The 10,677-nt window shown below is 72.9% G+C and carries 11 protein-coding genes; 6 read left to right on the top strand and 5 right to left on the bottom strand.

Features of this window, described 5'->3' with window-relative positions:
• The coding region (locus AB0M20_RS11330; RefSeq protein ID WP_364296933.1) for an SAM-dependent methyltransferase at window positions 1-765 on the top strand (765 nt) is incomplete at its 5' end.
• A 26-nt stretch (window positions 766-791) separates the two neighbouring features.
• Here AB0M20_RS11330 and AB0M20_RS11325 read toward each other — a convergent pair.
• From AB0M20_RS11325 to AB0M20_RS11310, 4 genes are all read right to left on the bottom strand, one after another.
• The gene (locus AB0M20_RS11325; RefSeq protein WP_364296931.1) at window positions 792-1,679 is read right to left on the bottom strand and encodes a pyridoxal-phosphate dependent enzyme; all 888 of its coding nucleotides are present in this window, start codon (window positions 1,677-1,679) and stop codon (window positions 792-794) included.
• Window positions 1,680-1,741: 62 nt separating this feature from the next.
• Window positions 1,742-2,854 (bottom strand): XdhC family protein, encoded by a 1,113-nt coding sequence (locus AB0M20_RS11320; protein ID WP_364296929.1) that lies wholly within the window; start codon window positions 2,852-2,854, stop codon window positions 1,742-1,744.
• Window positions 2,847-3,404, bottom strand: a complete 558-nt coding sequence (locus tag AB0M20_RS11315; protein WP_364296927.1) for a nucleotidyltransferase family protein — start codon at window positions 3,402-3,404, stop codon at window positions 2,847-2,849. The genes AB0M20_RS11320 and AB0M20_RS11315 overlap by 8 nt, the downstream gene beginning before the upstream one ends.
• Before the next feature lie 9 nt (window positions 3,405-3,413).
• Window positions 3,414-4,748: a hypothetical protein gene (locus AB0M20_RS11310; RefSeq protein WP_364296925.1), complete on the bottom strand. Its 1,335-nt coding sequence runs from the start codon at window positions 4,746-4,748 to the stop codon at window positions 3,414-3,416.
• Window positions 4,749-4,835: 87 nt separating this feature from the next.
• Between AB0M20_RS11310 and AB0M20_RS11305 the strand changes: the two genes are divergently transcribed.
• The 4 genes from AB0M20_RS11305 to AB0M20_RS11290 all read left to right on the top strand — a co-directional run bounded on the left by AB0M20_RS11305 (window position 4,836) and on the right by AB0M20_RS11290 (window position 8,688).
• Window positions 4,836-5,732 carry a hypothetical protein gene (locus AB0M20_RS11305; protein ID WP_364296923.1) on the top strand — a complete coding sequence of 299 codons (897 nt, stop codon included), beginning with the start codon at window positions 4,836-4,838 and terminating at the stop codon, window positions 5,730-5,732.
• A 39-nt stretch (window positions 5,733-5,771) separates the two neighbouring features.
• On the top strand, window positions 5,772-6,908 hold the full coding sequence (locus tag AB0M20_RS11300; RefSeq protein ID WP_364296921.1) for a histidine kinase: 1,137 nt from the start codon (window positions 5,772-5,774) through the stop codon (window positions 6,906-6,908).
• Window positions 6,905-7,528: a response regulator transcription factor gene (locus AB0M20_RS11295; RefSeq protein ID WP_364296919.1), complete on the top strand. Its 624-nt coding sequence runs from the start codon at window positions 6,905-6,907 to the stop codon at window positions 7,526-7,528. Before AB0M20_RS11300 ends, AB0M20_RS11295 begins: the two co-directional genes overlap by 4 nt.
• Before the next feature lie 524 nt (window positions 7,529-8,052).
• Window positions 8,053-8,688: a winged helix-turn-helix domain-containing protein gene (locus tag AB0M20_RS11290; RefSeq protein WP_364296917.1), complete on the top strand. Its 636-nt coding sequence runs from the start codon at window positions 8,053-8,055 to the stop codon at window positions 8,686-8,688.
• A 19-nt stretch (window positions 8,689-8,707) separates the two neighbouring features.
• On the opposite strand, the gene AB0M20_RS11285 is transcribed toward AB0M20_RS11290, so the two are convergent.
• Window positions 8,708-9,604, bottom strand: coding sequence for a LysR family transcriptional regulator (locus tag AB0M20_RS11285; protein WP_364296915.1), 897 nt, complete (start codon window positions 9,602-9,604; stop codon window positions 8,708-8,710).
• Window positions 9,605-9,849: 245 nt separating this feature from the next.
• Between AB0M20_RS11285 and AB0M20_RS11280 the strand changes: the two genes are divergently transcribed.
• A partial coding sequence (locus tag AB0M20_RS11280) for an MFS transporter (protein ID WP_364296913.1) occupies window positions 9,850-10,677 on the top strand: 828 nt, incomplete at its 3' end.

Raw genomic sequence — 10,677 nt, 5'->3', positions numbered from 1 at the left:
CTGCAGCCCGGTGTGCCGCATGCCGCCCGGATCTGGAACTACTGGATGGGCGGCAAGTACAACTTCGCCGCCGTCCGGGCCGCCGGCGACGCCGTCGCCCAGGTCTATCCCGAGATCGTCGCGATGGCGCGTCTGTCGCGGAAGTTCCTGATCCGGGCCGTGCGCTACCTGGCCGCGGAGGCCGGCATCCGGCAGTTCCTCGACGTCGGCACCGGGCTGCCGACGATGCAGAACACGCACGAGGTCGCCCAGAGCGTCGCCCCGGAGTCACGGATCGTCTACGTCGACAACGACCCGATGGTGCTCGTGCACGCGCGCGCCCTGCTCGACAAGACCACCGACCAGGGGATCACCACCTACGTGCCCGCCGACTACCACGACCCGGAGACGATCCTCGAGCAGGCGGCGCGGGCGATCGACTTCGACCAGCCGGTCGCGGTGATGTTCATGGGCGTGCTGGGCTACGAGCCCGACCTGGGCGAGGTGCGCTCGATCGTGCGCCGGACGATGAGCCGCGCGGTGCCCGGCAGTCACCTGGTGCTGTGGGACGGCACGGACACCACGCCGGCGGTCGTCGAGGGTGCGCAGAAGCTGGCGGACAGCGGCGGCGTGCCCTACATCCTGCGCAGCCCGGCCGAGCTGGAGAGTTGTTTCGAGGGGCTGACCCTGATCGAGCCGGGGATGGTGCCGATCAGCCGCTGGCGCGCCGACGAGGCGGAGCCGGAGGAGATCGAGGCCTACGGCGCGGTGGGCGTCAGGCGCTGATCTCGCTCCGCAGCCGGCGCGCCGGCCTAGAGATCAGGGTGCCCGAAAAGGCCGGGCAGGCCGCCGGTGTGCAGGAAGACGACCCGGCCGGCGCGGGACAGGCCGTTGGCCGCGCAGCTCGCGATCAGCCCGGCCATCGCCCGCCCGGTGTAGGTGGGATCGAGAAAGATCCCTTCGGTACGCGCGGCCAGCTTCAACGCATCGCGAACCGGCTCGGTGAACGCCGCGTAGCCGCGCCCCACCTGCCCCTGATCGATCAGCAGCGTCGCCGGCGGCGTCGGCAGCAACGCGGCCACTGCGGCGTGCGGGTCGGCCACCGCGCCCACGTCGATGCCGTACACGCGCTCGGGCCCGAGCTCGCACACCAGCCCGGCCATCGTCCCGCCGGAGCCGACCGCGACCACCACCCGGTCGAAGTCGGCCTCCTGCGCCGTCAGCTCCCGCGCGCAGTCCACATAGGCCTGCACCGCGCTCGGTGTGGTGCCGCCGAACGGGATGACGTGCCCGCCCTCGTGCCGCTTGGCCTCCAGCTCGGCCAGCTCGGTCGGCGACTCGTCGCCGGCCCACACCACCTCGGCGCCGGCCAGCGAGTCGAGCACCAGGTTGCCGCGCCACTCCGGCGGCTCGTGCCCGGCCAGCACCAGCACGCAGCGCAGACCGAGCCGGGCCGCGGCGGCCGCCGTGAGCCGGGCGTGGTTGCTCTGCGGGGCGCCGGTGGTGATCAGCGTGTGCGCGCCGGCCTCCAGCGCCTCGGCGCACGTGTACTGCAGCTTGCGCACCTTGTTGCCGCCGCCGCCCAAGCCGACGAGATCGTCTCGCTTGATCCACAACTCGCGCAGGCCGAGCGCGGCGGCAAGCCGCGGCGCACGCTCGAGCGGAGTCGGCCAGGCGCCCAGCGACACGGGGGTGACCATGATCGGACCCTACTCGGCCGACCCCTGGGCGCGCAGCAACTGTCTTGCACGCATCGTGCTACTTAATCTCGCTGATCCTGGTGGATGGGACCGTTCGTGTCGGTCAACCGGCGGCCGGAGCCGCCCCAGCGCAGGGCGACGATCTCGGCGGCCACGCTGACCGCTGTCTCCTCCGGCGTGCGCGCGCCGAGGTCGAGGCCGATCGGCGAGGTCAGCCGCGCGAGCTCCGCCCCGGTCAGGCCCGCCTCCCGCAGCCGCTTGAGCCGGTCGTCGTGCGTACGCCGAGAGCCCATCGCGCCCACATAGCCGAGCGGCAGCCGCAGCGCGACCTCGAGCACCGGCACGTCGAACTTCGGATCGTGGGTCAGCACGCAGACGACGGTCCGCTCGTCCACCCGCTGCATCTCGGCCTCCGCCGCCAGATACCGGTGCGGCCAGTCGACCACCACCTCATCCGCGCCGGGGAACCGGGCGGCGGTGGCGAACACCGGCCGCGCGTCGCAGACCGTCACCCGGTAGCCGAGGAACGACCCGATCCCGGCCACTGCGGCGGCGTGGTCGGTGGCGCCGAAGACCAGCATCCGGGCGGGTGGCGCGAACGCGTGCACCAGCACGGTCGCGCCGGTGCCGCGGCGCTGACCCTCCGGCCCGTAGTGCAGCAGCCCGCTCCGCCCGGCGGCGAGCAGCCCGCGCCCGTCGTCGCCGGCCGCGTCGTCGAGCCGGTCGCCGCCCAGCGTGCCGCTCCGGCCGTCGGGGGTCAGCACGACGTGCCGCCCGGCCGGTCCCTCGACACCGGTCACCAGGGCGACCGGCTCGCCGGCTCGGACGGCGTCGACCAGGGCCGGCAGCTCGGGGAACGTCTGCTTGTCGACGCGCTCGATCAGCAGCTCGATCGTCCCGCCGCACGGCAGACCCACCTCGTACGCGTCGTCGTCGGTCACGCCGTACCGGACGGTGGTGGCCTCGCCGGTCTCCACCACCTCCCGGCACATCTCGTAGACCGCAGCCTCCACGCACCCGCCGGAGACGCTCCCGGCGACCACGCCGTCCGGGCCGACCACCATCGCGGCGCCCGGCTGCCGTGGAGCGCTCGACCAGGTCGCGACGACGGTGGCCATGCCGACCGGCATGTCCGCCGCCCACCAGCGGAGCAGATCGTCGAAGACGTCACGCATGGGGCACATCCAGGTCGAAGTCGTCGGCGACGTCGCCCACCTGCTCGACGCGCACCAGGTCGGGATGGGCGCGCAGGTAGTCTCTCGCCCCTTTGTCGCCGGTGGCCGCGGCGGCGACCCCGGCCCAGTGGTCGCGGCCGAGCAGCACCGGGTGGCCGCGCCGGTCGCCGTAGCCGCCCATCACCAGGGCGTCCGGGGCACCGTGCCGGGCGACCCGCTCGACGGCCGCGGCCGTGACGCCCGGCATGTCGACCAGCAGCACGACGACGGCGTCCGCTGTGGTCTCCTCGAACGCTTCCAGCCCGGCCCGCAGCGACGAACCCATGCCCGAGTCCCAGCCCCGATTGTCCACATAGGTGAGCAGCGGCGCGGCGGCGCGGACCCGGTCGGCGGCCGCGCCGATCACGACGAGGACCGGCCCGCACCCGGCCTCGGCCAGGGTCGCGGCGCCCAGCTGCACGAGTCGCCGCCCGTCCCGCTCGACGAGCGCCTTGGGCATGCCGTAGCGGCGACCCGCGCCGGCCGCGAGCAACAGCCCGCCGATCTCCATACCGCGAGGCTAACGCTTGAACAGGCCGACAGCGGCGGCCAGCGGCAGACAGGTTCGCGGCTGGTACGCGACCCGCCACAGCCCGCCGTGCGCCGCCCCGGCCGCCTCGTCCTCCGCGACCGACTCAGCCGCCGGCCGCGGATTGCGTAGATCGTGCACCAGCAGCGCGGCCATCAGCCGGTTGGCGGTGGCCGGCTCGAACACCTCCACGTCGAACAGATGCGCCCCCGCGTAGGCCGCCGCGAGCAGCCGGTTGTTCGTCACCGATCGGGTCCACGTCGGCGGCGCCACGTTGTAGCTCACCGTGACACCGTCGCGCCGGGCCACCGCCGCCCGCCACCGCTGGATGCGTTTCGCGAGCGCGTAGTTCGGCCCTTGCTGCGCCACCATGCTGTCGTTGAGCGGCGGCCCGCCCTCCGGGTAGTTGGGCCGCAGCATCCGCCGGCCGGTCACCACGGACCCGGCCCGGGCCCGGCGGGAGCGCTGACGCCACCGTTCCCGGCTCTCCTCGACGGCCGAGGACGGCACCTCGAAGACGTCGGTCGGGGTGGCCAGCCCGGCCAATGCCACGTCGCCCCGCAGGCCGCGCAGATGCTCACCGAGGGCGTCGACGGCGATGGCCAGCTTGAGGTGGGTGACGCCGGGCGCGTACACGTAGTTGCCGAGCACCAGCGGCCCCTCCACCTGCGCCAGCCACCCCGCCACCTCGGGCAGCTGCTCGAGCAGGTCGGCGCGCAGCGCCGTCAGGCGGCCGGCGCTCTTCTCCGCCGTCGCCGTCACCCGCTCCCACAGCTCGGCCCGCGGCAGGTCGACGCCGATCACCGTGCCGCCCCAGGCCAGGACGGCGGGCAACGGACCCATCTCGGCCCCCGCGCCCAGCACGACCAGACGCTGGTCGGACAGGTCCAGCCAGTCCGGGTTGTCCATCACCAGGAGCACGGCCGACGCGCACGACGGCTCGATCGTGCCCGCGGCGACCCAGGCGTCGAGCCGGCGTCGCAGCCGGTCCCCGCTGAGCAGCTCACCGCGATGGGGGAGGATCAGCTCCCGCTCGGGGGTGCCGGTGCCGGCGATCGACTCCGCCTGAAGGGAACCGCCGCCGTCGAACGCCGGCAGGTCCATCCGGGCGTGCACCGAGGCCAGTCCGGCGGCGGCAACGGCATCCGCGTGCGCGGTCAGCGCCCGGAAATGTGCGATGTAGCCCTTCCGCCAGTCCGCGGTGGCGGATGCGGCGTCCGCCAGAGCCGGGTCCGCCGCCCGGAGCGCATCGGACACCACCGCACGCCCGAACGCGGCGCTGCTGCGCCGCCCGTCGGCGGACAGAGGGAGATCGACAGGGCTCATGGGATGAGTATCGCCTCCTACCGGGGTAGGAGCGCGCGGACCGGTGGGTGGGCGATTCGGGTACGCCGGGACGCGAGGCTCAGACGCATGACGAAGACCTGGAATCGCCCGCTCATGGCGCTGGTGGCCGCCATGGCGGTGCTGACCGTCGTCACGGCGGTCGCCACGTTCACCGACGACCGGGTGCTGCTCGGCGCCCCGATCTGGCTCAAGCCGTTCAAGTTCTCGGTCTCGTTCACGCTCTACGCGGCCACCCTGGCCTGGATGCTCTCGCTGCTGCCGAGGCGCAGCCGGGCCGCCGAGTGGTCCGCGGTCTTCCTGGTCGGCGGGCTGCTGGTCGAGATCGCGGTCATCGCCGGTCAGGTGATCCGAGGCCAGGCCAGCCACTTCAACGAGTCCACACCGCTGAATGCGGCCCTCTACGACGCCATGGCCGCGGCGAGCGGGGTGTTGTTCATCGGGCAGTTCGTCATCGCTGTCGCGGTGCTGCGCGCCCGGATCGCGAATCGGGTGGTGGCCACCGGGATCCGGATGGGCCTCGGCGCCGCGCTCGCCGGGATGCTCGTCGCCGTCCCGATGACGATGCAGGTTCAGTCCGACGACGTCACGGGCGCACACACCATCGGCGCTCCGGACGGCGGGCCGGGCCTGCCGGTGGTCGGGTGGAGCACGGTCGCGGGCGACCTGCGGATCGGGCATTTCGTCGGGCTGCATGCGATGCAGGCGCTGCCGATCCTCGCGATGCTGCTGGGCCGCTTTGCCGGGCGGCTCGACGAGCGCACGAAGGTCCGGTTGCTGCGCGTCGCCGGTCTCGCATACGTCGGGCTGATCCTGATTCTGACCTGGCAGGCGCTGCGGGGGCAGTCGGTGATCCGGCCGGACGCGCTCACCCTGGGGGTGGCCGGCATCCTGATCGCCGTGACCGCGACGGCCGCGACCGCCGTGCTCAGCCGGCGGCAGAGTGAACTGGCGCTGGCGGCATGACCGGCTCCCGTGGGCGCCGATCCGCCCTAAGGTGACGGCGTGGGATGGGTGAACAGGCTCTTCGACGCGCGGGACAGCGTGGTACGGCTGCTCCTGCTGGATCTGAGCGGGCTCGGCTACCTGCTGTTCGGCCGCGAGGGTCAGTTGCCGAGCGGCCCTCAGTGGCTGCTGGCCGGGCTCGCCTTCGTCGCGGCCCCGCTCCTGTGCCGGCGGCCGCTGGTTGGCCTTCTCGTCCAGAGCGCGCTGCTGATCGCGGCGTTCTGCTTCCTCGACGATCCGACGATCAATCAGGTCGGCACGGCCTGGATGCTGCTCGAGCTGGCCCTGTGGGCGCCGCGGCTGTCCCAGCTGGCGTGGGCGTGCGGCGTGGTGGCGGCGATCTACGTGGTCGACGCGGTGGCCGACGGGCACATCGACGTACCCAACGTGATCTTCGGCCTCGGTTTCGCCATTGGGCTGCCGGTGCTGCTCGGCATGGTCATCCGGACCACCCGTGAGCTGGGCAGCCAGCAGCAGCGCCGACTCGAGTCAGAGAGCCGGGCGGCGCGCGCCGACGAGCGGGCCGCGATCGCCCGCGAGCTGCACGACGTGGTCGCCCACCACGTGGCCTCGATCGTGCTGCGGGTCGGGGTGGCGCGGCAGGTCCTGCCGGACCTGTCGCCGCAGGCGCGTGAGGTCCTGGACGATGTGCACGGCACCGGCAGCACGGCCCTGGCGGATCTGCGGCGGCTGGTCGGGGTGTTGCGCGACCCCCAGGGGGTACGGCCGGACGCCGCGCTGACCGCCATCGAGCCCTCCGCGCTCCCCGCGGCGCTGGACGGCGCGGTGGAGACGGCCCGGCGCACCGGGCTGGTCGTCGACGCGGACATCTCCGGGCCGGTGGGGTCGCTCGACGCGGTCCGCGGCCTGGCCGTGCTGCGGCTGACCCAGGAGGCCCTGACCAACGTGGCCAAACACGCGGGCACCTCGGCGCATGCCCGGCTCCGGGTCGCGGTGTCGGACGATGCGGTGACCTGGGAGGTCTCCGACGAGGGCGGCACGGCCGTCGCGGTCTCGTCGGGCGGCCACGGTCTGACCGGGATGCGGGAGCGGGTCGAGGTGCTCGGCGGTCATCTGGAGGCCGGTCCGCACGGCAACGGCTGGCGGGTGGCGACCGTGCTGCGCAGTGCCTCATGATCCGCGTGCTCCTGGTCGACGACCAGCAGATGATCCGGGCCGGCCTGCGGATGCTCTGCGACGCCCAGCCCGACCTCGAGGTGGTCGGCGAGGCCGGCGACGGTCGCGAGGCGGTGACGCTGGCCGCGCGGCTGGCGCCCGATGTCGTGGTGATGGACCTGCGCATGCCCGGTGTCGACGGGATCACCGCGATCGGCCGGATCCTCGCCGAGCGGCCGGCCACCCGGGTGCTGGTGCTGACCACCTTCGGCGACGACGACCACCTCTACCCGGCGCTCACCGCGGGCGCGATCGGCTTCCTGCTCAAGGACGCCCCGCCGGACGAGCTGCTGGACGGCATCCGGCGGGCCGCGACGGGGGACAGCCCGTTCAGCCAGGAGGTGCTGCGGCGGCTGGTGGCGCGGGCGGTTTCGGCGCGGACGGAGGCGCCGCGGCCCGTGGCCGGACTCACCGACCGGGAGCGTGACGTGCTCGATCTTGTCGCGGAAGGACTGTCGAACACGGAGATCGCGGAACGCCTGCACATCGGAGTGACCACAGTGAAGACACACATCACCAGCCTGATGACCAAGACCGGCGCGCCGAACAGGGTGCGCCTCGCATTGATCGCCAGGGGATGAAAATGCGAAGACCGGGAACCCGTGGCGGCGGGTTTCCCGGTCTCGCTTACTCCAAGGTAACGCGCGACGGAGCTTCTGTCCGCCCGTTACCGCGGGAACACGTGGTCAGCAACCTGGTCGGCCGGCATGTCCAGCCGTTCGTACTCCCGCGGCCGGACCTGTCAGATGACCTCCTCGATCAAGCTCCGTGGCAGGTCGCCCCGCAGGAGGCCGGCGCGCCTTCGTGCGGGAAGTCACACCATTCCCACATGATGGACAGGCTTTGACGGGCCGTTGGTGCTTGGCAACGATGGGTGCATGCAGCGGCGTGAGCGACTGACCACCCGCCTTGCCATCGACCTCCTGCGGTGCGCAAGCGCGCGGTGTCCGCGCTGTCTCTGACCCACTGACGGGTCAATCTTCGATCTTTCCCGGTGGCGCACCGTAGCGCCGCAAAGCATATCTCGCATATGGGAAAAGTATCGTTCGCGGCCGCCGAGATCCGGCGGTCCGCCCGGCTCCAGCCATCCCACCCGGAGGAAACCATGACCGCTCCCGCCGTAGCCCTGACCGACCCGGCCGCGGCTGTGCTGCTACCGGCCGCTGAGCCTTCGGCAAGGGCGGAGAACCCGGGCCCCGCCGGGGTGCCGGCCGATCCCGCCACCGAGCGTCCCCGGCGCCGCCTTCATGCCGTCCCGACCACCGCCACCGTCGTCACCGAGGATCCGCCGGCGCAGGCCGGGCCCGTCACCGTGACGATCAGCATCGACGGCGGCGCGCCGGAGAGCCGCGACCGGGTGCTGGCCGCGCTGCGCGAGCTCGTCTCGGCCGTGGGCCCGGGCGCCGACGTCGCATTGCGCGCGCCGATCGAGGCCTCGCTGGGCGAGCCGGGCGTGATCAGCCTGGACCCGGCCCCGAGGGCGGCGTTCCGCGACGGCCGGCTGCTGGACCTGAGCCGCCTCGAATACGACCTGCTCCTATTCTTCGCCGAGCACCCCAGGCAGGTCTTCACCCGGGCGCAGCTCCTGGCCCGGGTCTGGGGCCACGTCCACACCGGCGCCCGCACGGTGGACGTCCACATCAGCCGCCTGCGCACGAAGCTCGCCGACCACGAGCTGATCACCACGGTCTACGGCATCGGCTACCGCCTGGCGGACTCGGCGCCGATCAGAGTCCTCTGACGGGCCGGCCCCGGGCCGGTCAGGCCGCCTGAACCTCGGCCGCGACCTCGGCCGCCACCTCGGTGGCGATCTCGATCGCCCGCACCGCAAGCGGGGATCGGGATCCGGCCGGCCAGTGGAGGTAGATCCCGCGGGCCGGCGCCGGCTGCAACTGGTGAACCGCCAGCCGGTCGTCGGACCGCGCGTCGGAACCCTGGAGGGCGAGCCACGGCAGCACCGCCCAGCCCAGCCCGGCGCGCACCATCGAGAGGATCGTCTCGTTGCCCGGCGAGCGGAAGACGATCCGCGGTCGCGCACCGGCATCGGCCAGTGCCCGCTCCATCCAGAGCTGGTCGCAGGTCGGATGGCAGCCCACCATCGGTCTGCCGTCGAGCTGCCCCAGACGGACCGGGCCGTCGGGGAGGTCGCCCGGCCGGGCCACCAGCAGGTAGGGATCGTCGACCAGCTTGAGGTGCTCGACGCCCCCGTCGATCGGCCTGTCGTAGAACAGCAGGTCCAGGTCGCCGATCTGCGGATCCTCGGGCACCTCGGACAGCCGGATCTCGCAGCCGGGGTGCTCGTCGCGGAGCCGGCGCACGACCGACGGCAGGATCACATTGGACACGCTCTGGAACGTGCCGATGTCGATCCGGCCGTCGCCGGCCTTGAACCGCTCGACGGCCTCGGACAGCGCCTCGGCCCGCGCCAGCAGGTCACGTCCCTGCTCGAGGATCACGGCGCCGAGCGGCGTGATCCGGACCGGCCGGGGACCGCCCGGCCGCTCGAACACCGGGCCGCCGACGGCCCTCTCCAGCGCGGCGACCTGCTGACTGATCGACGACTGCGTGTAGCCGAGCCGCGCGGCCGCCCGCCCGAACGTGCCCTCCTCGACGATGGTGACCATCGTTGTCAGGTGCCGCAGTTCCACATCGAGCATGCCCCGAAGTATAGCCAAAAGCGATCGAGTCGATCGGAAACAATCGCTTTTCGCGATGCGATAACGGATCTAGCTTCAGGGACATGACAACCCACGGCACATTGGCACCAGCGGCGGAAGTGCCCGCGGCCGGTAGCAGCACGGCCCCGCAGGGGCCTGGGTTCTCCGCCCTTGCCGGAGGCTCAGCGGCCGGAAGTAGCACAGCCGGTAGCCGCACAACCTGGGCGCTCACGTCGACCTACTTCGTGAGCCGGGCCGGCGGGGTCGCGCGGACCTTCCTGGTGCTCTATCTGACCCAGGAGCGGCAACTCTCCCCGGCGACCGCCGGGGCGGTGATCGCGGCGGTCGGCGTCGGGGACATCGGGTCGCAGCTGCTGGGCGGCTGGCTGGGCGACCGGATCGGCCGGCGGCGCACCATGCTGGCGGGATTCCTGGGCACGGCCGTCGCGCTGGTCGCGCTCGGCTCGGCGCGGACGCTGCCGGCGATCTGTGCGGCGGCAGTCGGCGTCGGGTTGTTCGCGGAGATGTTCCGTCCGGTGGGATCGGCCGTCGTGGCGGACCTGCCCGAGCGGGAGCGGGTCCGGGCGTTCGGGTGGCTCTTCTGGGCCGCCAACCTCGGCTTCACGGTCGCGACGGTGGCCGCCGGGGTCCTGGCCCGGCACGGCTACGGCTTGCTGTTCTGGATCAACGCGGCGGCCTCGGTCCTCGCGGCGCTGATCGTGTGGCGCCACGTCCCCGAGACCCGCCCGCCCGCGGTGACGGCCACCCGGCGGGCCGTGCTCCCGGTCCTGCTCCGCGATCCGGTGATGCTCACGATGGCGGCGATCCACGTCGTCTACTTCGCGACGTTCCTGCAGATGTTCTCGACGCTCCCGCTCGTCATGGCCGGCGACGGGCATGGGCCGGGAACGTACGGGGCGGTGCTCGCCCTGAACGGGGTCGTGATCATCGTCGTCCAGCCGATCGCGGTACGGCTGCTCGGTGGTCGTGACCGAGCCTCCGTGCTGGCGGTCTCCATGCTGCTGGTCGGCATCGGCGGCGGACTCGGCGTGGTCGTGCACGGCGGCGCCGCC

Origin of the sequence: Actinoplanes sp. NPDC051633, assembly GCF_040681735.1 — a bacterium.
Lineage (GTDB): Bacteria > Actinomycetota > Actinomycetes > Mycobacteriales > Micromonosporaceae > Actinoplanes.
Note: the sequence above shows the minus strand (reverse complement) of the source record. Positions and strands in the feature narration are given on the sequence as shown.

Excerpts from the sequence above, each read along its gene's own strand:
- AB0M20_RS11325 (WP_364296931.1), bottom strand. The coding sequence starts at position 1,679 with ATGGTCACCCCCGTGTCGCTGGGCGCCTGGCCGACTCCGCTCGAGCGT.
- AB0M20_RS11320 (WP_364296929.1), bottom strand. The coding sequence starts at position 2,854 with ATGCGTGACGTCTTCGACGATCTGCTCCGCTGGTGGGCGGCGGACATG.
- AB0M20_RS11315 (WP_364296927.1), bottom strand. The coding sequence starts at position 3,404 with ATGGAGATCGGCGGGCTGTTGCTCGCGGCCGGCGCGGGTCGCCGCTAC.
- AB0M20_RS11310 (WP_364296925.1), bottom strand. The coding sequence starts at position 4,748 with ATGAGCCCTGTCGATCTCCCTCTGTCCGCCGACGGGCGGCGCAGCAGC.
- AB0M20_RS11305 (WP_364296923.1), top strand. The coding sequence starts at position 4,836 with ATGACGAAGACCTGGAATCGCCCGCTCATGGCGCTGGTGGCCGCCATG.
- AB0M20_RS11295 (WP_364296919.1), top strand. The coding sequence starts at position 6,905 with ATGATCCGCGTGCTCCTGGTCGACGACCAGCAGATGATCCGGGCCGGC.
- AB0M20_RS11290 (WP_364296917.1), top strand. The coding sequence starts at position 8,053 with ATGACCGCTCCCGCCGTAGCCCTGACCGACCCGGCCGCGGCTGTGCTG.
- AB0M20_RS11285 (WP_364296915.1), bottom strand. The coding sequence starts at position 9,604 with ATGCTCGATGTGGAACTGCGGCACCTGACAACGATGGTCACCATCGTC.